This is a genomic window from Clostridioides sp. ES-S-0001-03 (genome assembly GCF_020676075.1).
GTDB lineage: Bacteria > Bacillota > Clostridia > Peptostreptococcales > Peptostreptococcaceae > Clostridioides.
Genome location: NZ_JACVWJ010000002.1, coordinates 31,048 through 56,502 on the forward strand (window position 1 = coordinate 31,048; position 25,455 = coordinate 56,502).

27 protein-coding genes and 1 other RNA gene are annotated in these 25,455 nt (G+C 28.5%); 23 read left to right on the top strand and 5 right to left on the bottom strand.

Going from position 1 to position 25,455, the window contains the following annotated elements:
- Positions 1–19: 19 nt before the first annotated feature.
- The 10 genes from IC174_RS03260 (at position 20) to IC174_RS03305 (ending at position 9,943) form a co-directional block, all read left to right on the top strand.
- Positions 20–562: a hypothetical protein gene (locus IC174_RS03260; RefSeq protein WP_227434015.1), complete on the top strand. Its 543-nt coding sequence runs from the start codon at positions 20–22 to the stop codon at positions 560–562.
- Between the two features lie 85 nt (positions 563–647).
- On the top strand, positions 648–1,115 hold the full coding sequence (locus IC174_RS03265; protein ID WP_227434016.1) for a YbaK/EbsC family protein: 468 nt from the start codon (positions 648–650) through the stop codon (positions 1,113–1,115).
- Positions 1,116–1,810: 695 nt separating this feature from the next.
- Positions 1,811–2,947 carry an acyl-CoA dehydrogenase gene (locus IC174_RS03270; RefSeq protein ID WP_227434017.1) on the top strand — a complete coding sequence of 379 codons (1,137 nt, stop codon included), beginning with the start codon at positions 1,811–1,813 and terminating at the stop codon, positions 2,945–2,947.
- A gap of 56 nt (positions 2,948–3,003) precedes the next feature.
- Entirely contained in the window at positions 3,004–3,786 is a 783-nt protein-coding gene (locus tag IC174_RS03275; protein WP_227482161.1) for an electron transfer flavoprotein subunit beta/FixA family protein, read from the top strand.
- 17 nt (positions 3,787–3,803) lie between these two features.
- The gene (locus tag IC174_RS03280; RefSeq protein ID WP_227434019.1) at positions 3,804–4,814 is read left to right on the top strand and encodes an electron transfer flavoprotein subunit alpha/FixB family protein; all 1,011 of its coding nucleotides are present in this window, start codon (positions 3,804–3,806) and stop codon (positions 4,812–4,814) included.
- Between the two features lie 18 nt (positions 4,815–4,832).
- Positions 4,833–5,630 carry an enoyl-CoA hydratase-related protein gene (locus IC174_RS03285; protein ID WP_227482162.1) on the top strand — a complete coding sequence of 266 codons (798 nt, stop codon included), beginning with the start codon at positions 4,833–4,835 and terminating at the stop codon, positions 5,628–5,630.
- A gap of 100 nt (positions 5,631–5,730) precedes the next feature.
- Positions 5,731–6,576 carry a 3-hydroxybutyryl-CoA dehydrogenase gene (locus tag IC174_RS03290; RefSeq protein ID WP_227482163.1) on the top strand — a complete coding sequence of 282 codons (846 nt, stop codon included), beginning with the start codon at positions 5,731–5,733 and terminating at the stop codon, positions 6,574–6,576.
- A 91-nt stretch (positions 6,577–6,667) separates the two neighbouring features.
- Positions 6,668–7,843 carry an acetyl-CoA C-acetyltransferase gene (locus IC174_RS03295; protein WP_227434022.1) on the top strand — a complete coding sequence of 392 codons (1,176 nt, stop codon included), beginning with the start codon at positions 6,668–6,670 and terminating at the stop codon, positions 7,841–7,843.
- A 178-nt stretch (positions 7,844–8,021) separates the two neighbouring features.
- Positions 8,022–8,924, top strand: a complete 903-nt coding sequence (locus tag IC174_RS03300) for an RluA family pseudouridine synthase (protein ID WP_227482164.1) — start codon at positions 8,022–8,024, stop codon at positions 8,922–8,924.
- Between the two features lie 14 nt (positions 8,925–8,938).
- Positions 8,939–9,943 carry a nucleoid-associated protein gene (locus IC174_RS03305; RefSeq protein WP_227482165.1) on the top strand — a complete coding sequence of 335 codons (1,005 nt, stop codon included), beginning with the start codon at positions 8,939–8,941 and terminating at the stop codon, positions 9,941–9,943.
- Between the two features lie 161 nt (positions 9,944–10,104).
- Here the strand turns inward: IC174_RS03305 and acpP are convergent, their stop codons facing one another.
- Positions 10,105–10,332 (bottom strand): acyl carrier protein, encoded by a 228-nt coding sequence (gene acpP, locus IC174_RS03310; RefSeq protein ID WP_227434025.1) that lies wholly within the window; start codon positions 10,330–10,332, stop codon positions 10,105–10,107.
- 171 nt (positions 10,333–10,503) lie between these two features.
- Here acpP and IC174_RS03315 point away from each other — a divergent pair, with 171 nt between their 5' ends.
- The 5 genes from IC174_RS03315 (at position 10,504) to ccpA (ending at position 13,055) form a co-directional block, all read left to right on the top strand.
- Complete coding sequence (locus IC174_RS03315) at positions 10,504–10,929, top strand: hypothetical protein (RefSeq protein WP_227434026.1); 426 nt, start codon at positions 10,504–10,506, stop codon at positions 10,927–10,929.
- A gap of 47 nt (positions 10,930–10,976) precedes the next feature.
- Positions 10,977–11,183, top strand: coding sequence for a hypothetical protein (locus IC174_RS03320; protein ID WP_227434027.1), 207 nt, complete (start codon positions 10,977–10,979; stop codon positions 11,181–11,183).
- A gap of 182 nt (positions 11,184–11,365) precedes the next feature.
- Entirely contained in the window at positions 11,366–11,545 is a 180-nt protein-coding gene (locus IC174_RS03325) for a hypothetical protein (protein WP_227434028.1), read from the top strand.
- A 33-nt stretch (positions 11,546–11,578) separates the two neighbouring features.
- Positions 11,579–11,785, top strand: a complete 207-nt coding sequence (locus tag IC174_RS03330; protein WP_227434029.1) for a hypothetical protein — start codon at positions 11,579–11,581, stop codon at positions 11,783–11,785.
- A gap of 247 nt (positions 11,786–12,032) precedes the next feature.
- Complete coding sequence (ccpA, locus tag IC174_RS03335) at positions 12,033–13,055, top strand: LacI family transcriptional regulator CcpA (RefSeq protein WP_413927175.1); 1,023 nt, start codon at positions 12,033–12,035, stop codon at positions 13,053–13,055.
- A 122-nt stretch (positions 13,056–13,177) separates the two neighbouring features.
- Here ccpA and IC174_RS03340 read toward each other — a convergent pair whose 3' ends face one another.
- On the bottom strand, positions 13,178–13,579 hold the full coding sequence (locus IC174_RS03340; protein ID WP_227434031.1) for a hypothetical protein: 402 nt from the start codon (positions 13,577–13,579) through the stop codon (positions 13,178–13,180).
- 211 nt (positions 13,580–13,790) lie between these two features.
- Here IC174_RS03340 and IC174_RS03345 point away from each other — a divergent pair, with 211 nt between their 5' ends.
- The 3 genes from IC174_RS03345 to IC174_RS03355 all read left to right on the top strand — a co-directional run bounded on the left by IC174_RS03345 (position 13,791) and on the right by IC174_RS03355 (position 16,342).
- Complete coding sequence (locus IC174_RS03345) at positions 13,791–14,654, top strand: hypothetical protein (protein ID WP_227482167.1); 864 nt, start codon at positions 13,791–13,793, stop codon at positions 14,652–14,654.
- 117 nt (positions 14,655–14,771) lie between these two features.
- Positions 14,772–14,952: non-coding RNA, 6S RNA (ssrS, locus tag IC174_RS03350), on the top strand.
- Positions 14,953–15,136: 184 nt separating this feature from the next.
- Complete coding sequence (locus IC174_RS03355) at positions 15,137–16,342, top strand: hypothetical protein (RefSeq protein ID WP_227482168.1); 1,206 nt, start codon at positions 15,137–15,139, stop codon at positions 16,340–16,342.
- Positions 16,343–16,443: 101 nt separating this feature from the next.
- Here IC174_RS03355 and IC174_RS03360 read toward each other — a convergent pair whose 3' ends face one another.
- Positions 16,444–17,766 carry a polysaccharide biosynthesis protein gene (locus tag IC174_RS03360; RefSeq protein WP_227482169.1) on the bottom strand — a complete coding sequence of 441 codons (1,323 nt, stop codon included), beginning with the start codon at positions 17,764–17,766 and terminating at the stop codon, positions 16,444–16,446.
- A gap of 51 nt (positions 17,767–17,817) precedes the next feature.
- The gene (locus IC174_RS03365; protein ID WP_227434035.1) at positions 17,818–18,612 is read right to left on the bottom strand and encodes a histidinol-phosphatase HisJ family protein; all 795 of its coding nucleotides are present in this window, start codon (positions 18,610–18,612) and stop codon (positions 17,818–17,820) included.
- Positions 18,613–18,721: 109 nt separating this feature from the next.
- On the opposite strand from IC174_RS03365, the gene IC174_RS03370 reads away from it, so the two are divergent.
- Genes IC174_RS03370 through IC174_RS03380 form a run of 3 tightly spaced genes read left to right on the top strand, consistent with a single transcriptional unit; the run spans position 18,722 to position 21,818 of the window.
- Positions 18,722–20,167 carry a PLP-dependent aminotransferase family protein gene (locus IC174_RS03370; RefSeq protein ID WP_227434036.1) on the top strand — a complete coding sequence of 482 codons (1,446 nt, stop codon included), beginning with the start codon at positions 18,722–18,724 and terminating at the stop codon, positions 20,165–20,167.
- A 27-nt stretch (positions 20,168–20,194) separates the two neighbouring features.
- Entirely contained in the window at positions 20,195–20,404 is a 210-nt protein-coding gene (locus tag IC174_RS03375) for a DUF896 domain-containing protein (protein WP_227482170.1), read from the top strand.
- Between the two features lie 19 nt (positions 20,405–20,423).
- Entirely contained in the window at positions 20,424–21,818 is a 1,395-nt protein-coding gene (locus IC174_RS03380) for an aminopeptidase (RefSeq protein WP_227434037.1), read from the top strand.
- 192 nt (positions 21,819–22,010) lie between these two features.
- Here IC174_RS03380 and IC174_RS03385 read toward each other — a convergent pair whose 3' ends face one another.
- Positions 22,011–22,916 (bottom strand): selenium metabolism-associated LysR family transcriptional regulator, encoded by a 906-nt coding sequence (locus tag IC174_RS03385; RefSeq protein ID WP_227482171.1) that lies wholly within the window; start codon positions 22,914–22,916, stop codon positions 22,011–22,013.
- A gap of 363 nt (positions 22,917–23,279) precedes the next feature.
- Here IC174_RS03385 and IC174_RS03390 point away from each other — a divergent pair, with 363 nt between their 5' ends.
- Both IC174_RS03390 and IC174_RS03395 read left to right on the top strand, forming a co-directional pair.
- Positions 23,280–24,014 (top strand): hypothetical protein, encoded by a 735-nt coding sequence (locus IC174_RS03390; RefSeq protein WP_227434039.1) that lies wholly within the window; start codon positions 23,280–23,282, stop codon positions 24,012–24,014.
- A gap of 253 nt (positions 24,015–24,267) precedes the next feature.
- Positions 24,268–25,449: a molybdopterin molybdotransferase MoeA gene (locus IC174_RS03395; protein WP_227434040.1), complete on the top strand. Its 1,182-nt coding sequence runs from the start codon at positions 24,268–24,270 to the stop codon at positions 25,447–25,449.
- The last annotated feature ends 6 nt before the right edge of the window (positions 25,450–25,455 follow it).

Genomic DNA, 25,455 nt, shown 5'->3' on the forward strand with positions numbered 1-25,455 from the left:
AAATATAAGGAGATTAGAAATGAATAAGTTTATAAAAGTTTCAATTTTTATTTTGGGAGTTTTTACACTATTCATAGCTATAAATAAATTAGCATATAGAGATATGGTAAGTGTCAAAGATTATGAAATAAATCATTTAGAGGAAATTGTTTTTGATTTTGATAGCAGAAGAAGCGAAGAAATTGGTACTGTTATAAGATTCAAAATAAGTAATAATAGTAAATACAGATATAGGTTAAACAGTGCAAAAATGAGATTTGAGAATTGTATTGAGAGTAAAAAAGGAGAGAATAAATGCTCTTATTATGTAAATATAGATTTGTTTAATGAAAAAAATTCTATAACTGAAAAAACCTTAAACTATGGGATAAAGTCGAATAATCAAGGTTATGTCGATTTTGTGATTCCAAAGGGGTTAAACTTTGACTACAGGTATTTTAATGACTCTGGTATGAGTGTAGAATATAAGGGCGAATTTACTGTGGAAATGCCTATCGCAAAAGGTTTATATCTAGTAGTTAGAAAAAATAATGATGTATGGAATTCTAATGTTATGGAGTAATTTGAAAAAATTGAAAAATAAAGTTATTGCATATATAATTAAAATAGTATGAAATTTATAAATATTCAGGCTAGGAGGGTGTTCAATGTCAATAAGCAATGTAAGAGAGTATTTTAAAGAATTTGGAAGGGAAGATAGCATACTAGAGTTTGAACAATCTAGTGCTACTGTAGAACTTGCGGCAGAAGCAGCAGGAGTTATTCCAGCTAGAATCGCTAAGACTCTTTCATTTAAAATAGGAGAGGATGCAATTTTAATTGTTACAGCTGGAGATGCTAAGATTGATAATAAAAAATACAAGGATGAGTTTAGTTGTAAAGCTAAAATGTTAGCACCAGAAGAAGTTCTAGATTTTACTGGACATGCTATTGGTGGTGTTTGTCCATTTGGTTTAAAAAATCCTTTAAAAGTATATCTAGATGATTCAATGAAGAGATTTGATACAGTATTTCCTGCATGTGGTAGCAGTAATTCAGCAATAGAACTTACATGTGATGAAATGGAGAAATTTTCTAAGTGTGAGAAATGGGTAGATGTTTGTAAAAATTGGTAAAAAATATAATGAAAATTAGTAAAAAAATATCCCTGTATACAGTCTGTGTGGGGATATTTTTATGTGGAAAATATTTATAAATCTAAGAGAAAAATCTAATTTAAACTAATAATCCAAAAAAAAGTTAAAAAATTCTGATTTTTCTTCAAAATAATAAAAAAATGACAAAAAAATGGAAAAAATGTAGTAAATATTGTTAAAAAAATAATTAGAAATTATTGAAAAATTATCCTTTGAGTGATACTATTATAAATGTAAGATATTTAAAAAACAAAAATAATCACGAAAAAATATGATTATTTAGCTCTATTAAAATAATTTTGATATGATAGAAAAAATTTATATATGGGTTGAAATACTAATATACATAACATTTACTATTGATATACCCTAGAATGAACATCATAAACAAATTATTTTATCTATAACCATTGTGAGAGAAGTCTTATTCTAGCTTGAAATTTCACAAAATTCCAAAAAGCGAGATTTTTTTTAAGAACAGTTGACTTTAAATTAACAATTTATAATTAAATTAATGTCATAATCGGTTAATATAATTGCATATAAATATAGGGCGGACTTTAATTAAGGTTATAAATTTCTCGACGTATACTCAAATACTTTATTATAGATGTTGCCGAGATTTTAATTAATAAATGAAAATAAAATATTTATAAAATACTGAGGAGGCTATTATGGATTTAAATTCTAAAAAATATCAGATGCTTAAAGAGTTATATGTAAGCTTCGCTGAAAATGAAGTTAAACCTTTAGCAACAGAGCTTGATGAAGAAGAAAGATTTCCTTATGAAACAGTGGAAAAAATGGCAAAGGCAGGAATGATGGGTATACCGTATCCAAAAGAGTATGGTGGAGAAGGTGGAGACACTGTAGGTTATATAATGGCTGTTGAAGAATTGTCTAGAGTTTGTGGAACTACAGGAGTTATATTATCGGCTCATACATCTCTTGGTTCATGGCCTATATATCAATATGGTAATGAAGAACAAAAACAAAAATTCTTAAGACCATTAGCAAGTGGTGAAAAATTAGGAGCATTTGGTCTTACTGAACCTAATGCTGGTACAGATGCGTCTGGACAACAAACTACTGCTGTTTTAGATGGAGATGAATACATACTTAATGGCTCAAAAATATTTATAACAAATGCAATAGCTGGTGACATATATGTAGTAATGGCAATGACTGATAAATCTAAAGGTAATAGAGGAATTTCAGCATTTATAGTTGAAAAAGGAACTCCTGGATTTAGCTTTGGTGTTAAAGAAAAGAAAATGGGTATAAGAGGTTCAGCTACTAGTGAATTAATATTTGAAGATTGTAGAATACCTAAAGAAAATTTACTTGGAAAAGAAGGCCAAGGATTTAAGATAGCAATGTCTACTCTTGATGGTGGTAGAATTGGTATTGCAGCACAAGCTTTAGGTTTAGCACAAGGTGCTCTTGATGAAACAGTTAAATATGTAAAAGAAAGAGTACAGTTTGGTAGACCACTATCAAAATTCCAAAATACACAATTCCAATTAGCTGATATGGAAGTTAGAATACAAGCGGCTAGACATCTTGTATATCAAGCAGCTATAAATAAAGACTTAGGAAAACCTTATGGAGTAGAAGCAGCAATGGCAAAATTATTTGCAGCAGAAACAGCTATGGAAGTTACTACAAAAGCTGTACAACTTCATGGTGGATATGGATACACTCGTGATTATCCAGTAGAAAGAATGATGAGAGATGCTAAGATAACTGAAATATATGAAGGAACTAGTGAAGTTCAAAGAATGGTTATTTCAGGAAAATTATTAAAATAGAGATATTAAAATATACACAATAGGTCGATATTAAAATAGATATGGAGGAAGGATTTATGAAGATAGTCGTTTGTATAAAACAAGTTCCAGATACAACAGAAGTTAAACTAGATCCTAATACAGGTACTTTAATTAGAGATGGAGTACCAAGTATAATAAACCCTGATGATAAAGCAGGTTTAGAAGAAGCGATAAGATTAAAAGAAGAAATGGGAGCTCATGTAACTGTAATAACAATGGGACCTCCTCAAGCAGATATGGCTTTAAAAGAAGCTTTAGCAATGGGTGCAGATAGAGGAATATTATTAACAGATAGAGCCTTTGCAGGTGCTGATACTTGGGCAACTTCATCAGCATTAGCAGGAGCATTAAAAAATATAGATTTTGATATTATGATAGCTGGAAGACAGGCTATAGATGGTGATACTGCACAAGTTGGACCTCAAATAGCTGAACATTTAAAACTTCCATCAATAACATATGCTGAAGAAATAAAAACTGAAGGCGAATATGTTTTAGTAAAAAGACAATTTGAAGATTGTTGTCATGACTTAAAAGTTAAAATGCCATGCCTTATAACAACTCTTAAAGATATGAACACACCAAGATACATGAAGGTTGGAAGAATATATGATTCTTTTGAAAATGATGTAGTAGAAACTTGGACTGTAAAAGATATAGAAGTTGACCCTTCTAACTTAGGTCTAAAAGGTTCTCCAACTAGCGTATTTAAATCATTTACGAAATCAGTTAAACCAGCTGGTACAATATACAACGAAGATGCAAAAGCATCTGCTGGAATTATTATAGATAAATTAAAAGAAAAATATATCATATAATTAAGGGGGGATAAAGAATGGGTAATGTTTTAGTAGTAATAGAACAAAGAGAAAATGTAATTCAAACTGTTTCTTTAGAATTATTAGGAAAGGCAACAGAAATAGCCAAAGATTATGATACAAAAGTTTCTGCATTACTTTTAGGTAGTAAGGTAGAAGATTTAATAGATACATTAGCACATTATGGAGCTGATGAAGTAATAGTAGTAGATGATGAAGCTTTAGCAGTGTATACAACTGAACCATATACAAAGGCTGCATATGAAGCAATAAAAGCAGCGGACCCAATAGTTGTATTATTTGGAGCAACTTCAATAGGTAGAGATTTAGCACCTAGAGTATCTGCTAGAGTACATACAGGACTTACTGCTGACTGTACAGGACTTGCAGTAGCTGAAGATACAAAATTATTATTAATGACAAGACCTGCTTTTGGTGGAAATATAATGGCAACAATAGTTTGTAAAGATTTCAGACCTCAAATGTCTACAGTTAGACCAGGCGTTATGAAGAAAAATGAAGTTGATGAAACTAGAGAAGCTGTAATTAATCGTTTTAAAGTAGAATTTACTGAGGCTGACAAATTAGTTCAAGTTGTAGAAATAATAAAAGAGGCTAAAAAACAAGTTAAAATAGAAGATGCTAAAATATTAGTTTCTGCTGGACGTGGAATGGGCGGAAAAGAAAATTTAGATATACTTTATGAATTAGCTGAAGTTATAGGTGGAGAAGTTTCTGGTTCTCGTGCAACTATAGATGCAGGATGGTTAGATAAAGCAAGACAAGTTGGTCAAACTGGTAAAACTGTAAGACCAGACCTTTATATAGCATGTGGTATATCTGGAGCAATACAACATATAGCTGGTATGGAAGATGCTGAGTTTATAGTTGCTATAAACAAAAATCCAGAAGCTCCAATATTTAAATATGCTGATGTTGGTATAGTTGGAGATGTTCACAAAGTACTTCCAGAACTTATAAGTCAATTAAGTGTTGCAAAAGAAAAAGGTGAAGTTTTAGCTAACTAATTTCTTGGGGAGGGTATTATGAGTACAAGCGATGTTAAAGTTTATGAGAATATAGCTGTTGAAGTAAATGAAAATATATGTACAGTGAAAATGAATAGACCTAAAGCCCTTAATGCAATAAATTCAAAAACTTTAGAAGAACTTTATGAAGTATTTGCCGATATTAATAATGATGAAACTATTGATGTAGTAATACTGACAGGGGAAGGAAAAGCATTTGTAGCTGGAGCAGATATTGCATATATGAAAGATTTAGATGCCATAGCTGCTAAAGATTTTAGTCTTCTAGGAGCTAAAGCTTTTAGAGAAATAGAAGATAGTAAAAAAGTAATAATAGCAGCTGTAAATGGATTTGCTTTAGGTGGAGGATGCGAACTAGCAATGGCTTGTGATATAAGAATTGCATCTGCTAAAGCTAAATTTGGGCAACCAGAAGTAACTCTTGGGATAACTCCAGGGTATGGAGGAACTCAAAGACTTACAAGACTGGTTGGACTGGCAAAAGCAAAAGAATTAATCTTTACAGGTCAAGTTATAAAAGCTGATGAAGCTGAAAAAATAGGGCTAGTAAATAAAGTTGTCGAGCCAGAAGCTTTAATGGAAGAAGTTGAAAAACTAGCTAAAACAATAGCTAAAAATGCTCAACTTGCAGTTAGATACTCTAAAGAAGCTATACAACTTGGTGCTCAAACTGATATAGATACTGGAATAGATATAGAATCTAATTTCTTTGGACTTTGTTTTTCAACTAAAGACCAAAAAGAAGGAATGTCAGCTTTTATTGAAAAAAGAGAAGCTAACTTTATAAAAGGATAAACAAATCTAATTAAAAATATATTTGCTGTTAACTAGATTGAATAAATACTTTAATCTAGTTAACAGAATATAAATACTAAAATAACAGGAGGTTATAACTATGAAATTAGCTGTAATAGGTAGTGGAACTATGGGAAGTGGTATTGTACAAACTTTTGCAAGTTGTGGTCATGATGTATGTTTAAAGAGTAGAACTCAAGGTGCTATAGATAAATGTTTAGGCTTATTAGATAAAAATTTAACTAAATTGGTTACTAAAGGAAAAATGGACGAAGCTACAAAAGCAGAAATATTAAGTCATGTTAGTTCAACTACTAACTATGAAGATTTGAAAGACATGGACTTAATAATAGAAGCATCTGTAGAAGATATGAACATAAAGAAAGATGTTTTTAAATTATTAGATGAGTTATGTAAAGACGATACTATTTTAGCAACAAATACTTCATCATTATCTATAACAGAAATAGCTTCTTCTACTAATAGAGCAGATAAAGTTATAGGAATGCATTTCTTCAATCCAGTTCCTATGATGAAATTAGTTGAAGTTATAAGCGGTCAATTAACATCAAAAGTTACTTTTGATACAGTATTTGAATTATCTAAGAGTATCAATAAAGTACCAGTAGATGTATCTGAATCTCCTGGATTTGTAGTAAACAGAATACTTATACCTATGATAAATGAAGCTGTTGGTATATATGCAGATGGCGTTGCAAGTAAAGAAGAAATAGATGAAGCTATGAAACTAGGTGCAAACCATCCAATGGGACCTTTAGCATTAGGTGATTTAATAGGATTAGATGTTGTTTTAGCTATAATGAACGTTTTATACACTGAATTTGGAGACACTAAATATAGACCTCATCCACTTTTAGCTAAAATGGTTAGAGCTAATCAATTAGGAAGAAAAACTAAAATAGGATTCTATGATTATAATAAATAAGAACTGAAATCTAAAAAATTTAACTGATATTGTCTAAAAAAAAACAATCTCAAAAATCTGATAAAAATCTAATTTAATGGGGGTAATGAATATGAGAGAAGTAGTAATTGCCAGTGCAGCTAGAACAGCAGTAGGAAGTTTTGGAGGAGCATTTAAATCAGTTTCAGCAGTAGACTTAGGTATAACAGCAGCTAAAGAAGCTATAAAAAGAGCTAATATAACTCCAGATATGATAGATGAATCACTTTTAGGAGGAGTACTTACAGCAGGTCTTGGTCAAAATATAGCAAGACAAATAGCATTAGGTGCAGGAATACCAGTAGAAAAACCAGCTATGACTATAAATATAGTTTGTGGTTCTGGATTAAGATCTGTTTCAATGGCATCTCAACTTATAGCATTAGGGGACGCTGATATAATGCTAGTTGGTGGAGCTGAAAACATGAGTATGTCTCCTTATTTAGTACCAAGTGCTAGATATGGTGCAAGAATGGGTGATACTGCTTTTGTTGATTCAATGATAAAAGATGGATTATCAGACATATTCAATAACTATCACATGGGTATAACTGCTGAAAATATAGCAGAGCAATGGAATATAACTAGAGAAGAACAAGATGAATTAGCCCTTGCAAGTCAAAATAAAGCTGAAAAAGCTCAAGCTGAAGGAAAATTTGACGAAGAAATAGTTCCAGTGGTTATAAAAGGAAGAAAAGGTGACACTGTAGTAGACAAAGATGAGTATATTAAACCTGGTACTACAATAGAAAAACTTGCTAAATTAAGACCTGCATTTAAAAAAGATGGAACAGTTACTGCTGGTAATGCATCAGGAATCAATGATGGTGCTGCTATGTTAGTAGTAATGGCTAAAGAAAAAGCTGAAGAATTAGGAATAGAACCTCTTGCAACTATAGTTTCTTATGGAACAGCTGGTGTTGACCCTACAATAATGGGTTATGGACCAGTTCCAGCAACTAAAAAAGCTTTAGAAGCTGCTAATATGACTATTGAAGATATAGATTTAGTTGAAGCTAATGAAGCATTTGCTGCTCAATCTATAGCCGTAGTAAAAGATTTAAACATAGATATGGCTAAAGTTAATGTTAACGGTGGAGCAATAGCTATAGGACATCCAATAGGATGCTCAGGAGCAAGAATACTTACTACACTTTTATATGAAATGAAGAGAAGAGATGCTAAAACTGGTTTAGCTACACTTTGTATAGGTGGTGGAATGGGAACTACTTTAATAGTTAAAAGATAGTTTTAGATTATAATTTTTAAAAATTAAACATTTAACCATGAACTTAACCTGTAAGAGTAACTATTTGTTATTCTTACAGGTTTTTATGGTTAAAAAATAATTATTATCTATTAAACAAAAATAGTGTAAAATATATAATATCATGGTTTTGAAGATATAAAAGAAAGTAGGTAAAAGTTTGTTTAAAAAAGAAAATCAAAAATATAATCTTATATCCTATACAAATGAAGAAGAAATGACTCTAAAAGAAGTTTTGCTGGACAAGCTAAATTTTTCGGTTAGGTCACTATCAAAAATGAAAAGAGAAAAAAGTGTATTAGTAAATGGTGTATATAAAAAGCCAAGTTTAAAAGTGTCTCGTGGGGATTTAATAGAGGTAAAAATAGAAGAAGAAAAAGCAAATTTTGAGCCACAAGATTTAAATTTACAAATAATATATGATGATTTTGATATAATTATGGTAAATAAGCCACCATTTATGGTAGTTCATCCAACTAAAAGTCACTATGATAATACAATAGCAAATGGTATTAGTTATTATATAGAGAAGCATAAAGAAAATGTAAAAATACGATTTGTAAATAGACTTGATATGAACACTTCAGGACTTGTTATAGTAGCAAAAAATGCTTATGCACACCATACTTTGTCTACATCAATGAGTGAAAACAAAGTTGAAAAAACATATATAACAGTAGTGAATGGGATTATAGATGAAGATGAGGGAACTATAAATGAACCAATTTATAGACCTGAAGAGGATTCAATAAAGAGAGTAATAGATGAAAGAGGGCAAGCATCTGTTACTCATTATAAAGTAGTAGAAAGATTAAAAAATGCAACTGTACTAGAAGTAAAGCTAGAAACTGGTAGAACACATCAAATAAGGGTTCATATGGCTCATATAGGTCATGGAATAATAGGTGATGAGTTATATGGTTATATAGATGGAAATCTTATAAATAGGCAAGCTCTTCATGCATATAGCTTAGAGTTTGAACAACCAAGAACAAAAGAAATTTTAAAATTTAAAACAGATATACCAAAGGATATGCAAGAGTTAATATCGAAATTAAGATAGATGGGGTGATATATATGATAATACATAAATTTATAATACATGTTTTGGATAAGAATAGTGATGTTCCAATATTAAATGATTTTGAAGGTAAAGTTAATCAAGAAGTAGATGGATTTTTTCAAAAAGCAATAAAGAGAATTTCAAAGGATGAAGATTTAAGAAAAGGGATTTTTAAAGATTATAATGACAATTTAATTAAAAATTGTTGTGAACAAATAATATATGATGAAAGTTCATTTTTAAAAAACTCTAAAGAAATAGCATCTTATCTGTTTGATGTTATGAAGATTAATGCAGCATTAGAATCTTGTGATTTGGCAATTTGCTTGTATACTGTAAAAGATGAAAAGAGTGTTGCTATATTGAAATTAGATTATAAAAAATTGTATACTCATTCAATTGAGTTTGTAGATGATAAATTTAATATTCAAATGGTATCAAATGAAATTGGTATTCCAGAAACTTTAAGACAAAAAAAAGGAGCTTTAATTGGATTAAGTGGAATGAATGATGAGTTTCATCTAAGACTCTTAGACAAAGATGCAGAAAAAGAGGGTTCAGAATCAAAGTTTGTAACAGAATTTTTGCATGCTAAAAAAATAGATGATGATAAGTATAAGACAAAAGTATTTAAAAATACAGCCGAAAATTGGATAACTAATGCTCTTAGTAATGATATAAAACAAGCAGAAGATGTAAGAAGTATATTAAATTATACATTAAAAGAAAAACATGAAATTGATATAAATGATTTTGTTGATAATTCAATTAAGGATGAAGAATTAAAAGGTAGTTTTAAAGAGCATATGGAAGAAAAAGGTCTTGATGAAGGTTTTAGCATAGATAAAAAATGGGTTGAGAAAAAGCTCAAAAAGAGAAGTATAAAAACTGATAATGGCTTTGATATAAAAGGGAACCTAACTGATTTTGAAGACCCAATGAAATATACTGTAAAGCAAAATCAAGATGGAACTATAGATATAGTAATAAAGAATGTAACATTTTATGAAGAAAAGTAATCTTAATTTGAGTAATTTATAGGATTGGATATAAATTAAGTTAGAAGAAATGTATAGTTAATATAGTTATAAATAAAATGTAGATTAGTCTGTGTAAACTTCTAATAGAAATATTAAGTAGAAGTAGACACAGACTATTTATATTTGTAGACAAAATGATGTTATTTATTTTCTTCGATATATTTACATATATCACCAATACATTTAAAGTTTTCAGCTTCCTCATCTGGTATTTCTATACCAAATTCATCTTCAAGAGCCATTATAATCTCAACAGCATCTAATGAATCAGCTTCTAAATCTTCCATTAAAGATGCTTCCATAGTTATTTCATCTAAATTGTCTAACCCTAATTGTTCTGCTATTATTTCTTTTATTTTTTCAAACATTTTAAGCCTCCTACAGCAGTTTTAATTAATTTTAATGTTAGTTTAATATAATATCAAAAATTTTTCAATATGCAATTAGTAAAAAAAAATAAAATTTTATAAAGGTAGTAATAAAGTCTTATTTGATGAATAAACTTTATTGATAACAAATATAACTTAGGAGGAAATGCTATGAAATATGTAGGCTTATTACTAACATCTGTAGGAATATTTTTACTTATAGCAGTAAATTTTTATTATAATTCAATAACTTTAGATATGCAACGAATAGAGGACTATGTAATGGAAACCAATTTAATTCTTGAAGATGTAGCAGAGAAGGAAAGCTATGTATCTAATGAAAAGGACGATTATATATCAAGATTAATGCATGTAAAGAAAGGCATAGAAAATTCAAAAACATCCTTCTTGATAGAAAGATATAAAGAATACAAAGTAAAATCAATAGAAAGTTTAATTTATACTATATCAGAAGAAAAAAAGGATTATTTAGATGAAGTTGATAGATATAATAAACTGGGAGAAAAAGAAATAAATAAATTAATCAATAAAAACTTTTTAGAAGTAACTTATCTGTCTATTACTACATATATTTAATTAAAGAGACAAAAGTTAGTCTCTTAATGATTCAAGGAGGATTAGTTATGACAAAATTAGAAGACAATATGGAACGTTTCTTTGGAGGATGCGAAGGATTTTTTAGTAATAAAATGTTGATAATAATAGTTATAGTATTCTTATTATTATGTACAGACATTTTAGAAGACTTATTATGCGATGACAATATATGGATATGGGTTATATTAATAGTATTGTTGTTATTTAACTTCGATGATGGTTGTTGTTGCTAAAAAATATTGATTATTAAATAGGCAGAGCCAGTAACTTATACAAGTTATGGTTTTGCCTTTTTTAGTTAAGATAAAAAAATTTTAAAAAAATAATAAAAATACATTAGCAAAATGGAAACCAAATGCATAGTATATGTTAGGAGCGAAAAGCTCAACAAAATATCAACAGGAGGTAACGTGGAATGTTAGATAGATTCTTTGGAGAAGATGGATGTTTTGGTGGAGGAGGATGGTGGATAATCGTACTATTCTTCCTATTTTTAGCTTTTGGAGAGAGCTGGGCAGAATTTGACATAATGGCATGGATTCCATTCCTAATAGTTTTATTAATACTTTGCTGCTGTAGTGGATGCTTAGAATAAGAGTAGTAATTATTAAAAAAGGAGGAGTTTATTATGTTAGATAGATTTTTTGGAAACGATGGATGTTTTGGTGGGGGAGGATGGTGGATAATCGTATTATTCTTCCTATTCTTAGCTTTTGAAGATTGTTGGAGAGATATCGATATAATGTCATGGATACCATTCTTAATACTATTATTAATAACTTGTTCATGTGGTGGATTCTTTGATGGTGATGATGGTTGTGGCTGCGGCTGCTAAAACTAAACTGTTAAAGTGAAAAAATGCTGGTATGTTTTATACCAGCATTTTTTTATTTTATTTTTTAATGTAATTTAAATTAAGAATGAATATTATTAAAATTGTTGAATATAGGGTATAATATAAAATATAATGTATTTAAATGTACTTGCTTTTATGGTAAAATAAGAACTTATATAAATATAGTTAAAATAAGAACCTGTATAAATTTGGTTCAGATTTAGATAAATTTAGCAAAATTAGGAGGATGAAAATGAAAAGTAATATAACGATAAAAGATGTTGCTAAACAAGCAGGCGTGTCAATATCTACAGTATCTAGAGTTATAAATGATTCAAAACCTGTGACTGATGAAGTCAAACAAAAAGTTTTAGAGGTTATAAAAGAAACTGGATATATCCCAAATCCACTTGCAAGAAGCTTAGTAACTAAAAAGAGTCAATTAATAGGGGTAATAGTTCCAGAAGTTTCAGATTCTTTTGTTAATGAGATATTAAATGGAATAGAAGAAGTTGCTAAAATGTATGATTATGATATTCTTTTAGCTAATACATACTCTGATAAAGAACAAGAGTTAAAGAGTATAAATCTATTAAGAGCAAAACAAGTAGAAGGTATAGTTATGATTTCATGGGTAGTTGAACAAGAGCATATCAACTATATACAAAATTGTGGTATACCAGCAACATATATAAGTAAAACTGCTAGAAATTATGATATATACACAGTGAGCACTAGTAATAAAGAAGCTACTTTTGATATGACAGAACATCTTATAAAGAAAGGTCATGAAAAGATAGCTTTTATAATGACAAGTAAAGATGATACTGTTTTAGAAATGGAAAGACTTTCAGGCTACGAAGAAGCACTTTCAAGTAATAATATAGAGTTGGACAAGAGTTTAATCAAATATGGTGGAACTGATTATGAAAGTGGATACCATAGTATGAAAGAATTATTAGATGAAGAAATAATACCTCATGCAGCCTTTGTTACGGGTGATGAGGCTGCTATAGGAGCTATAAATGCTATCTGTGATGCTGGATATAAGGTTCCAGAAGACATATCAGTTGCAGGATTTAATGATGTTAAGATAGCTAAGATGTATAGGCCTAAGCTTACTACAGTTTATCAGCCTTTATATGATATGGGAGCAGTAGCAATAAGAATGGTTATTAAATTAATCAATAAAGAATTAATTGAAAACAAGAAAATAGAATTACCTTATCAAATTGTTGATAGAGAAAGTGTTATAGAGAGAAAGAAATAAAGTTATTAAAGTCAATCAGGTAGTGTTTAAAACACTACCTGATTTTTAGTTTAAATAATATGCAATTAAAATATTTTAGTTAAAAATAATAACTTTAAACCTTAAAAGTAGTTTATTTTTGTTTATTCATGAGGGTTGGATTTTTTAGTTTTCTTAAATATACTCTTAGATTTTTTTTGTTGATTATTTGGTGTATTTTTTGGTGCAGGTGTATTTGATTTACCTTTAGTTGGTTGCTTAGTCTTTTTAGTTTTAGCAGGTTTAGTATCTCTTTGAGTCTCTGCATCTGATATTTTATCCATTATAGTATCTAATTTTTTACGTTGATTGTCATCTAAAAATGCTTTGAATTTTGATACTACTTCCTCTCTTCCATCTAGGTTCTTACCTATCTTTATAAGTTCCTCCATAAGTTCACTTTCTGATTTCCCTTTGTAATTATCAGCAATCTTTTCTATCTTATCCTTGTCAATATTTTTTTGCTTAGCCATCTTTTCTAATGAATCTGTATCTATTTTTTTCATAAAAAAACCCCTTTCTATAAATATATATTGAATTATATTCATACTATTTATATATAGAAATAATATTGAAGTGGTGAATTGTGAGTGATATATAATATAAATAAAAATTCTTATAGATAATATATATGCACTGAGCTTTAAAAATGGAACATTAAAATATGAAAAACATACTTTAATATAGGGCAATTATATAATATAAGGGGGAATTGTCTTGAATAACTTACTATTTTTGATTGGAGTGATTGCATTGAGTAATGGTAATATCTCTATATTTGATGATAAAGATAAATCAAAGAAAAATAATAGAGCCAGAAAAAACAAAAAAAATTCAAATGAGAAATTATCAAAAGCTATACATGAAACTTTAAGGTTTGATGCAAATGATATAAAAAGAGGTCTAAGACTTATGGATTTGAGTGAAGAAGACCTAGAAATGGGAATGGAAATAATAACAAGAACTAAAAAATACATGTCAAGAGATGAAAGGAAAATACTAGTAAAAATAGAAAGTATTTTAGACTTAGTTAGAGGCATAAAGAAACTTAACAATATAGATGTGGTAGATGTTGAAGAGGAAACAGATTTTTTTAGAAAAATGGATAGTGAAGACAAAAAAAATATGATGATAAAAGAAATTATAGATGTATTTCCAGAAAAGAGAAAAAATTCTGTTGAAAAGGCTATAGGAATGAAAAAAAAGATAGATTTATTTGCAGAATTGTTTTTACCTGATGATTTTGGTGAAGGTGGATTTAGTTTAAGTTCTTTGGCAAATATAAATAATCTAGGTAGTATGAATAATCTTAAACTGCTAGGAAATCTTTTAAGAGGTGATGATAGTAATAATGATGATGATGAATATGAAGATAATAATGAAGAAGATGAAGAATTAGATTATGAAGATGAGATAGATGATAATGAAGAAGAATTAACAGAAGATGAAGAAACAGACCATGAGTATGCAGAAAATGATGAAAATATAGTATATGATGAAGAATTATATGATGTTAATGAACAAAAGCATGAACATAATCGTAATGAAAAAAATACTAGAAGTAAAGCTAAGAGAAAGTAATAATTAACTAAATACATAAAGAGAAAAGGAAGAAAAAGTAATACTAGAATAAGATTATCTTAATTACTATATAAAACCACTTTAAAAAATTCAAAATTTATTATATAATAATAATATGAAATCCTGAAACATACGATAAGGCTTTTTTAAATTCAACCTACAAATGAAATACGGGAGACCGTGTCTAGTAAATTATAACATGCCTGTTTAGTTTGGACGTTAAAGGTTACTGGCAAGTCACCCACCTGGGAGTGCCTAGGGTGTGAATTTACTTAGCCACCGGTGTTTCGGGACAAAAAAAGTGCTACTATTTTAAATAGTAGTACTTTTTTTTATTAAAATGCATTTTTCTACCAAATATACCTAATTATTGAGAAATTTAAAAAGCTAAGTAACAATTAGGATTATAAGTGCATAGTATTAATTAGGCTATAAAAAGCCGAAGACTTAATAAGAATCGCTTACAGGGAGGGCAATGAAAAATGCAAGATTACAAAAAAAATAAAAGAAGAATGCTAAATCAGCCAATGTCTACAATGAATGAAGAAGAAGTGTATACAGATGAAATAAGTTCAGATGAGATGAGAGGATTCAAAAAATCACATCATCATAATGGATGTAACAATGATAATAATTGTGATTGTCATGATGATTGTAAACCTAATCCATGCAATCCATGTAAACCTAATCCATGCAAACCTAATCCATGTGATGACAATTGTGGATGCCATGATAATTGTAAATGTGATTGTGAACCATGCCAAATGGATTCAGATGAATGTTTTGAAAACAAATGTGGACCAAACTGCTGTAATCCTATATCTCCAAGAAACTTTTCTGTAGCAAATGCAGTTCCATTTGCAATAGAAGCTAATAGAATTTTTGATACTATGCAATTCCAAACATTTACAGATGCAACTGGACCAAATGGAGAACCATTAACTTTTGAAACAGAAGTAGTAGAAGTATTTGGTTCAGTTCCAAGTGCAGGTAGAGCAAGTGTAACTATAGATAAAATATGCTTAAGTAATGATGGAATAGTTATAGACACAGGAATGACAACTTTAGAAGATTTCGATTTAGATCCATTAGGAGATATAATAGGAAGAAACTGTGAAACAACTTTTGAATATGCAGTATGTGGAGAAAGAAACGCTGAATGTTGTAGACAAGGAAAAGGCAAATCAGTAGCTTATAAACAAAGAGGCTTAACTGTAGCAGTTCGTAATCTAGTATTAGAACTAAGAGGTAGATGTGGATGTACAGAATTCGTTGCATTAGCTTTCCCAGCAGTTAGAGCAGGAGGTGGATGTAAGAGAAGAGTTGATTTTGTAGAATTTACTTTTAACACACTTTCAGCACCAATATGCTTGCCAGCTGACGGAAGAGCTGTCACTTTAAGACAAGAATACCAAACTAACTTAACTGTAGATTGTATAGGAAAATCTATATTAAAATTAGAATGTAATGAATGTTGTGAACCTATGTATGAATTAATTATACCAAATGATATAGATTTAGTACTTTGCTTACAAGAAACAGTTAGCACATTAATAAGTGAACAAATAGTAGTTTTAGCATCACCAAACCCAATCCAACCAAGACTTGTTGATACTTTCTCTAAAGTATGTGATTTTTCGCAATGTGGACCTAATCATGGAAGTGGAAATTCAGGTTGCCACAGATAGATAGGTAGATATATAGACAGTTTAAATTATAAATAAAAATCATTTAAGGAAGGCTACCAATAGTAGATGATTTACATTGGTAGCCTTCACGTTATTTATAACTAATGTATAGATTTTATAGATTTAAAAAGTACTATAGTATGTAATAAACAAGTAAATATTGATACTATTGTCATTGTGTATATGTATGCATAAATATTAAGTCCTGGAATAGGAAGAAATACATATAGAGCTACTAGCTGAATTAACATACCAATGATAGTGTTTATACTTGAAGCTAATTCTTTTCTTATTGAATGTAAAATACCAGATAGCGTTTGATTTAGTGACATAAATAGTGGTACTAAAAACATAGCTTTTAAATATTCTCCAGCAAGTTTATTTTTAAATACTAGTATACATAAATCTTTTCCAAAGAAATAAAAAAACACTGATGATAGTATACCTACAAATAAAGTTAGGATTACAGAATACTTTATTTTTTTTAGGACACTTTTACGTTTTCTTAAGGCCATTTCTTGTGATATAGTAGGTATCAAATTTACAATAAGTGCTGAGCCAACAGTAAATGGTAAAAATATAAATGGCATTACCATCCCGCTGACGACACCATACATACTTAATGATTGTTGATAAGTCATGCCTGATAATGCTAATCTTGATGGTATCATCATAGAGCTAATAGATTGTAAAAGTATATTTGACATTCTATTGCAAGTTATAGGTATGGACATTTTCAATGTTTCCATAGAGGAATTATAAAAATCTTTTATACTTATAATATATTTATTGTCAAATGAAGAATCTCGACATAAACATATGAGCATAAATATGATATTACTCAATTCACCAATAGATATACCTAAAAGAGCAATATAACAATTCATAGACTTATCATTTACATACATAACGAGTAAAAAAACAAATAGAATTTTACCCATCTGTTCAATAATTTGTCCAATAGCAGGAACTTTTACGTTCTTTATGCCGTAGTAATACCCCCTAAGTACATTTGAAAGTGTTATTATAACTATGGCAGGACAAACTGCTAGTATAAATAAGTTCAATTTAGGGTCTTTTAGAAACTTAAGTGATAAAAAAGAACTATTGAAAGATGCAACTATAGATATAATTAATGCTACAAAAAATGATATGTATAAAGTTGATATAAACAAAGCATTAGTGTTGTGCTTATCATTTAAAGCTTTTCTTTTTGCAACTAGACAACTAAGTGCAGTAGGTATTCCAGTTGTTGTAACAGCTAAACAAATCATTAAAAAGTTAAAAATCATATGATATATACCTAGACCTGTTTCGCCTAAAGCTCTTGATAAGAATATTTTATATAAAAATCCAAATATTCTTACGACAAAGTTAGACATAAATAAAATAACTGTTGATAGTACTAAATAAGGTACTTTCAAAAAAAATCACCTCCTTATCTTTTAAATATATTCATAAGGAGGTGTAAAAATTTATAATTTTATAAATTCTGGTTTCATTTTATTAAATTTAGATACATACTTAAATCCCATGTTTTTTAGTAATGAATATATGTAATCAAATTCATATGCAACTTGACTTACATGATGTGAATCTGAGCCTGTAGTTATGATTTCTCCTCCTAAATCTTTATACATCTGAAGGATATATCTAGATGGAGTTAAATCTGGCAGGTTGTATCTGTAGCAAGATGTGTTTATTTCGATACCTTTACCATCATAGATAGCTTGCTTGAGAGTTTCTTCAATTATATCTGAAAATAGTCTGTCATCTAGGATGGTATCATAAGGTGCATATCTTTTAATTAAATCTAAATGACCTAAAACAGAGTAATCCTTGTAGTTTTTAACAATATTATACAAATAAAGGTAGTAGTTCTCATAGACCTCATGTTGAGTCTTACCTTCAAAATAGCTACCAAGGTATAAATCCATTTTATCTATAGCATGAATAGAGCATATTATAAAATCTAATGGATATTGATGAGCTTCTTTTCTATATGTATCTATTAATTGAGTTTGAACTCCAAATTCAATCCCTTTTTTTATTGATATTTTATCTTTATATCTATTTTTAAGAGTTTCTAGACTTTTAAAATAATCTTCGTAAACAATCGAAAAAGAATCATCCGCATAAACATCATAATCGACATGGTCTGTGAAACAAATTTCATTTATACCAAGGTCTATAGATTTTTTTATCATTTCTTCCATTGTAGATTTTCCATCAGTAGAGAAACTTGAGTGCATGTGATAGTCGTAAAACATAAATATTTCCCCTTTTTATAAAAATTTTGGTATTATATATACATACTAAATAATATCAAATATATGCTAAGGCATCAATAAAATATAAAAACAATAAGCGGTGATAAATATGGAAAAATACAAAATAGATTTAAGTGAAAGGAAGTCAACTAAATATATACAAATATTTAATCATATAAAACAGTTAATAATAAACAAAGAACTAGTTGAGCATGAAAAACTTCCACCAATAAGAAAGTTATCAGATTATTTACATGTAAATAATACTACTATAGTTAAAGTATATGAGCTTTTGGAAAATGAAGGATATGTATATAAAATTATAGGAAGTGGAACTTTTGTATCAAATTCAAATTCTTATAAAAATGGTATAGATAAAGGGAAAAACAAGAATATTAGACAAAGAGATGATTTAATTCATTTCGATAATGGAAATCCATCTAATGATATGTTTCCTATAGATTCATTTAAAAATGCTGTAAACATGGCATTATCTAAAGATGGAAGTTCAATATTTGATTACGATGAAGGGCTAGGCTCTGAGGAGTTAAGAGAAAAGATGGTAGAGTATTTAAGTGATGAAAATATAAATACTACTAAAGAAAACATTCAAATAATCTCAGGAGCACAGCAAGGTATAGATATAGTTTGTAAAGGGCTTATAAGTTATTCTGATGTTGTTTTTATGGAAGAACCCTCTTACAATGGAGCAATTGAAGTATTTAAAAGTAGAGGTGCAAAAATAATATCTATACCTATGTTAGATGATGGAATTGATATAGGTATTTTAAAATTAAAATTGGAAAAAATAAAACCAAGACTTATATATATTATGCCTAATTTTCAAAATCCAACAGGTATATCTTATTCTACATATAAAAAAAAGAAGCTAATAGAATTGGCAGAAGAGCATGATTTTTATATAATTGAAGATGATTTTATCAGTGATTTTATATTTGATTCAGAGGATAATAGGACAGTCAGGAGCTATGATGATAAAAATAGGGTAGTATATATAAAGAGTTTTTCAAAAATACTTATGCCAGGCTTAAGAATAGGAATTGTAGAAATGCCAAATGAATTATTAAAAAAAGTTTTGTGGGCTAAATATTCATCAGACATATCAACACCAGGTCTTATTCAAAAATCAATGTATTACTATATGGAGAATTTCAATTGGAAGAATTATCTAAGTCATATAGAGAAGATATATACTGATAAGTACAAGTTAGCAAAAAACTTGATTAATGATAAATTGAGTGGTAAATTAAAAGTTAGAAAATCTTGTGGAGGTATAAACTTTTTTTTAGAATTGCCAAGAGGGTATACATCACAAAGCTTTACAAGTTTTATGTTAAATAAAGGAGTATCCATGCTTCCAGGGACTTATTTTTTTGATAATCTAGTGGATGATAGATTTTTTAGAATAAATATAGCTCGTCCAAGTATGGAAGAGTTAGAAAAGGGAATATCTATAATAAGTGATAATATAGAAGAGTTTTTCTGTGAATATAAAAATAAGTTAGATATAAAAAGTAATAAATTATTTTATTAATAAATAGAAGTTTTTTAGGAGGAAAAAATGTTTGACAAGAAGAAATTAGATAGGATTAATGAATTAGCAAAGAAAAATAAAGAGGGAGCTCTTTCTGATGATGAAATCAAAGAAAGGGAGATTTTAAGAAAGGAATATTTAGAAAATTTTAGAGCTCATTTTAAATCAAGACTTGATAGTGTTAAAGTAGTCTCACCAGAAGAATATGAACAATATATGAAAAATAATAAAAATTAAAACTTAATAGGAGGAAAACATGGACTTAAAGCATAAATTTAAGAATGCATGGGAAATTGAAAAAAAAGAGAATGCTATTGAACAGGTTATGGAATATGCTCGCAATTATATGGATTTTTTAAGTAAATCAAAAACTGAAAGACTTTCAGTAAAAGAAATTATAAAATTGGCTAAAGAAAATGGTTATATTTCAATAGATGAAGCTATGGAAAATGGAAGTGTAAGTCATGGGGACAAGATTTATGCTATAAATAAAGAAAAAGCAGTGGCACTTTTTGTAATAGGTAAAAACTATATAGAAAAAGGTATGAAGATTATAGGTAGTCATATAGATTCTCCAAGATTAGATTTAAAACCAAACCCATTGTATCAAGAAGCTAATCTAGGTTTTTTTAAGACTCACTACTATGGAGGAATTAAAAAATATCAATGGACAGCTATTCCTCTTGCTTTACATGGAGTAGTTATATTAAATGATGGTACAAAGGTGGATGTATCTATTGGTGAAGAAGACAGTGACCCAGTGTTTTGTGTAACTGACCTATTAGTTCATTTAGCTGGAAACCAAATGCAAAAGAAATTGTCAGAAGGAATCAGTGGTGAAGCTTTAAATGTATTAATTGGAAATATGCCTTTGGATGGCGAAGAAAAAGAACCTATAACAGCAAATATATTAAAAATTTTAAATGAAAAATATAGTATAGTTGAAGAAGATTTATTAAGCGCTGAGATTGAAGTAGTTCCAGCTGGGAAGGCAAGAGATTTGGGGTTTGATAGGTCAATGGTATTAGGATATGGTCATGATGATAGAGTATGTTCATATGCTGCTGTAAAAGCTATACTAGAGACTAGACAACCAGAATTTACTTCAGTTACATTATGTGTAGACAAAGAAGAAGTTGGCTCCCAAGGAAATACAGGTATGCATTCAAAGTTTTTTGAAAATACTGTGGCTGAGTTAATAGCTTTAGAAGGCGATTACTGTGATATTAAGGTAAGAAGAGCTTTAGCAAATAGTAAAGTATTATCAGCTGATGTTGCAGCTGGATATGACCCAAATTTTGATGAGGCATATGAAAAAAGAAACTCTGCATATATGGGAAATGGAATAGTTTTAAATAAGTATACTGGTTCGAGAGGTAAGAGTGGATGTAATGATGCTAATGCTGAGTTTATATCAGAAGTAAAAAGAATTTTTAACGAGGGTAATGTAGTATGGCAAACTGCTGAACTTGGTAAAGTGGACCAAGGTGGAGGTGGAACAATAGCCTATATCTTAGCAAATCAAGGTGCAGAGGTTATAGATTGTGGTGTTGGTGTTTTAAATATGCATGCACCGCATGAGATTGTTTCTAAAGTAGATATATATGAAATGTACAAAGGATATAAATCGTTTTTTAATATAAATTTATAAGTTTAATATACAATAGTATAAGTAATAAGTAATAAGTAATAAGTAATAAGTAATAAGTAATAAGTAATAAGTAAATAGAGTAGTATTATACTATGCTCATTAATTAAATGAACATAGTATAATACTACTCTATTTATTATTTTATTATTTAACAGCTTATAATTTAAATTTGAGTGTCGTGTATTAAAATTATTATATTATGATTTCAAAGTACTCACATAGTCTGTTTAGAAATTTATCTTCCAATGGAGAAAAAGTTTTCTTTTTAGAATAAATAAAGAAAAATTTTCTTGTAAAATCAACATCTTTTACTTTGTAGCATTTTATTTTGCCTGCATTTAGATAATCAATAGCTGAAATATATGATATAAAAGATACACCAAGGCCTAATCTAACCATTTCTTTAATGGCTTCATTTGATTCTACATGAGCTATTACATTTAATTTGTTTACCGGAAAGTTATTTTTGCTAAGGGTGTTTAGTATTAAGTTTCTAGTACCAGAGCCTTCTTTTCTCATAATAAAATTGACAGAAGCCAATTCTTCTATATCAATGTAATTGTTATTGTTATCAATTTTAAAATCTGAAGGAGTAATAAGTACAAGTTCATCATCTAATAAGTCTAGATATTCGATTTGAGGATTGTTAATTTTAGAACCAACTAATCCAAAGCTTATCCGTTCATTTAAAATTTCTGATATAGCATATTGAGAATCATAATGGCTTATGGAAAATTTTACATCTGGATAACTCATAGAAAAATTCTTCATAAAATCAGGTAGAATATAAGTTTCAGGTATAGAACTACATGCTATATCTATAATACCTTCTATTTTACCTGAATATTCTTTTATATCATAAATTGCACGTTTGCAGTTATTTAATATATATATGGCATGCTCATAAAGAATTTCACCAGATTTTGTGAGTGTAATAACTTTGTTGCTTCTGTTTATAAGTACAGTTTCTAACTCTCTTTCTAAATTTTGTATGTGTGCACTTACAGTAGGTTGAGTTAAAAAAAGTTCTCTTGCAGCTTTTGAAAAACTTTGATGTTTTGCAACAGCAACAAATACTTCAAGTTGTTTAAAATCCATTATTTAATCCTCCTTAAATTATCTAAAACTATTATAACATATTTGATAAATTAATAGTTAAAGGTGATTTTTTGAAATAGAAAACCTTAAAATGTTTATGGAGTTTTTGATTGTTTAGGAATAATTTGGTATAATGTTATAAGGATATTTACCACAAGTATCTTGTAAATTGAATTTTCAAAATTCAACTTTAAAATGTGTTTTGTTACAAAAAAATTACAGATAGCTTCTTAATCTTATTAAATTTAAATAAATATTATATAATTATTTTATAAAATAATAAACGTAATTATTGAAAAAAAAGATAATCACACAATGAGATATAGATAAATATTATAAAATTTAAGAAAGGAGGATTGATTTATGAAGTTAAAAAGGTCATTAGTTTGTGTAACTATTTTAGGGATTGTACTTGTTGGATGTCATAAAGAAACTACTAAAGAGAAAAATCAAGTAGCAAGTAAAGCAACACAGCAAAAAACTATGACAAAAGTTCAAAATGATGTTAATGAAATGATGGATAAAGATTATAAATATGTTATAAAAAATATGGGAATACCTTATAACACAATTTATTATATAAAAAATAAGAATTTAAAAAAATCAAATACAATGCAAGATATAAATACATCAAGTTATATGACATTAGTTTACCCTAAATATACTGGAAACAATGAATTAGATGGAAGTGCTTTATACATTAACATTAATAAAAATAAAGTTGTTAATGTTGAAACAAATTCCTTTTCATCACAAAGTATAACAGCTATAGATGAAAGTTATGGTATTATGATTGAAACAAATGATAATGAAAAATCAGCTGTATCCTTGGAGGAATATAAAAACATTGACTTGGGAGAGTATATTGGAGTTGAAGAATCTAGGATAAATGAAATCGTGGGTAATGCCAATTATAATTTAACAGCATATAACCATGAAGGAAATAGGGTAGTGAAGAGTTATAGATTAAAAGAAGATAATAAATTATTAGACAAAGAAATACTTACAATAAGTATAGTAGATAATAAAATAAAGTCTATAAAAACTATTGAGAGTGATAAAGTTGTAAAAATAATAAAAGGAGCTTTATTAGAATAATGAATTTTAAAGCATACAAGTCTGTTTTAAGGTAGAAGTAAATTTCTAACTTGAAGCAGTTTTTTTTTATAAAATGTATAAAATTGAAATTAATACAATTAATGATAATTTTATAAGATTTATTAAATTTAAACTGCAATTATAGATAACAATTAGTTATAATTAAATATAAGCTAAAATGATTTATTGCAATTTACAATTATACTACATTAAGGATGTTTTTAAATAAAAAATATATTGGGGTGTATTTAAAATGATAGGATTAGCAGATGCCATAAAAATTATTGAAGAAAATGTTATACCAATAAGTAGGATTAAGAGAGTTAATCTTATAGAAGCAGTAAATAAAGTAGTTGCAGAAGATATATATTCAACAATTGATAGTCCTCCATTTGACAGGTCACCATATGATGGTTATGCATATGATGCAAATTCTGAAAATAAAAATTTAAAGGTTATAGGAACATTATATGCAGGAGAAGTGTTTGATGGTATATTAAATAAAAATGAAGCAGTGAAGATAATGACTGGTGGAAAAATTCCAAAGGGAGCAAACTGTGTAGTAAAGAAAGAAGATGTGACAACTAGAGAAGACATGATAACTTTAAATATAAAACTAAAGGAATATGACAATTATATATTTAAAGGTGAGGATATAAAAAAAGGTCAATTAATTATTAGTAAAAATCAAAATATAGGGTATGATGGTATAGGAGTATTAGCGAGTCTTGGAATATCTAAATTAACTGTATATGATGATTTAAAAGTTGGTATTTTAAATACAGGAACAGAATTACAAGATATAAATGAAACTTTGGAGGATGGCAAAATATATGATAGCAATAGATATACATTATATTCAAAGCTTTTAAAGCTTGGAATACAAGCAGATACAATATGTAATTGTACTGATGATATACAGGAGTTAGAAAAAAAAGTAAAGGATATGCTAGAAACTGTAGATTTTTTAATTACTACAGGTGGTGTATCTGTTGGAGATAAAGATTTAATACCAGATGTATTTAGAAACATAGGAGCAAAAGAATTGTTTTGGAAGATAAATATTAAACCTGGAGGAGCTTGTTATGTAGCTACATTGGGAGAAAAAATATTGTTTGGGCTTTCTGGCAATCCACATGCGGCAATTGTGGTATTTGATAATGTAGTTGTTCCTGTGATTGAGTATTTAACATATAAGGACAGCAATCATTATATAAAAGCTATATTTAAAGGAGAATTTAACAAAGTCTCAAATAACGATAGATTTGTAAGTGGAAAATTATATACAGATGAAGGTAAATTATATGTTACATTAAATGATAAAAAAGATGCCAAGGCTAGATTATCTGCAACATTGAGAAGCAATTGCATGATTAAGATAAAAAAGAGAGAAATAATAAAAGAAAATCAATTAGTAGATGTTGTTGTTATATAGTTTTAT

Coding starts and splice junctions, on each gene's coding strand:
- IC174_RS03260 (WP_227434015.1), top strand. CDS start 20: ATGAATAAGTTTATAAAAGTTTCAATTTTTATTTTGGGAGTTTTTACA.
- IC174_RS03265 (WP_227434016.1), top strand. CDS start 648: ATGTCAATAAGCAATGTAAGAGAGTATTTTAAAGAATTTGGAAGGGAA.
- IC174_RS03270 (WP_227434017.1), top strand. CDS start 1,811: ATGGATTTAAATTCTAAAAAATATCAGATGCTTAAAGAGTTATATGTA.
- IC174_RS03275 (WP_227482161.1), top strand. CDS start 3,004: ATGAAGATAGTCGTTTGTATAAAACAAGTTCCAGATACAACAGAAGTT.
- IC174_RS03280 (WP_227434019.1), top strand. CDS start 3,804: ATGGGTAATGTTTTAGTAGTAATAGAACAAAGAGAAAATGTAATTCAA.
- IC174_RS03285 (WP_227482162.1), top strand. CDS start 4,833: ATGAGTACAAGCGATGTTAAAGTTTATGAGAATATAGCTGTTGAAGTA.
- IC174_RS03290 (WP_227482163.1), top strand. CDS start 5,731: ATGAAATTAGCTGTAATAGGTAGTGGAACTATGGGAAGTGGTATTGTA.
- IC174_RS03295 (WP_227434022.1), top strand. CDS start 6,668: ATGAGAGAAGTAGTAATTGCCAGTGCAGCTAGAACAGCAGTAGGAAGT.
- IC174_RS03305 (WP_227482165.1), top strand. CDS start 8,939: ATGATAATACATAAATTTATAATACATGTTTTGGATAAGAATAGTGAT.
- acpP (WP_227434025.1), bottom strand. CDS start 10,332: ATGTTTGAAAAAATAAAAGAAATAATAGCAGAACAATTAGGGTTAGAC.
- IC174_RS03315 (WP_227434026.1), top strand. CDS start 10,504: ATGAAATATGTAGGCTTATTACTAACATCTGTAGGAATATTTTTACTT.
- IC174_RS03320 (WP_227434027.1), top strand. CDS start 10,977: ATGACAAAATTAGAAGACAATATGGAACGTTTCTTTGGAGGATGCGAA.
- IC174_RS03325 (WP_227434028.1), top strand. CDS start 11,366: ATGTTAGATAGATTCTTTGGAGAAGATGGATGTTTTGGTGGAGGAGGA.
- IC174_RS03330 (WP_227434029.1), top strand. CDS start 11,579: ATGTTAGATAGATTTTTTGGAAACGATGGATGTTTTGGTGGGGGAGGA.
- ccpA (WP_413927175.1), top strand. CDS start 12,033: ATGAAAATGAAAAGTAATATAACGATAAAAGATGTTGCTAAACAAGCA.
- IC174_RS03340 (WP_227434031.1), bottom strand. CDS start 13,579: ATGAAAAAAATAGATACAGATTCATTAGAAAAGATGGCTAAGCAAAAA.
- IC174_RS03355 (WP_227482168.1), top strand. CDS start 15,137: ATGCAAGATTACAAAAAAAATAAAAGAAGAATGCTAAATCAGCCAATG.
- IC174_RS03365 (WP_227434035.1), bottom strand. CDS start 18,612: ATGTTTTACGACTATCACATGCACTCAAGTTTCTCTACTGATGGAAAA.
- IC174_RS03370 (WP_227434036.1), top strand. CDS start 18,722: ATGGAAAAATACAAAATAGATTTAAGTGAAAGGAAGTCAACTAAATAT.
- IC174_RS03375 (WP_227482170.1), top strand. CDS start 20,195: ATGTTTGACAAGAAGAAATTAGATAGGATTAATGAATTAGCAAAGAAA.
- IC174_RS03380 (WP_227434037.1), top strand. CDS start 20,424: ATGGACTTAAAGCATAAATTTAAGAATGCATGGGAAATTGAAAAAAAA.
- IC174_RS03385 (WP_227482171.1), bottom strand. CDS start 22,916: ATGGATTTTAAACAACTTGAAGTATTTGTTGCTGTTGCAAAACATCAA.
- IC174_RS03390 (WP_227434039.1), top strand. CDS start 23,280: ATGAAGTTAAAAAGGTCATTAGTTTGTGTAACTATTTTAGGGATTGTA.
- IC174_RS03395 (WP_227434040.1), top strand. CDS start 24,268: ATGATAGGATTAGCAGATGCCATAAAAATTATTGAAGAAAATGTTATA.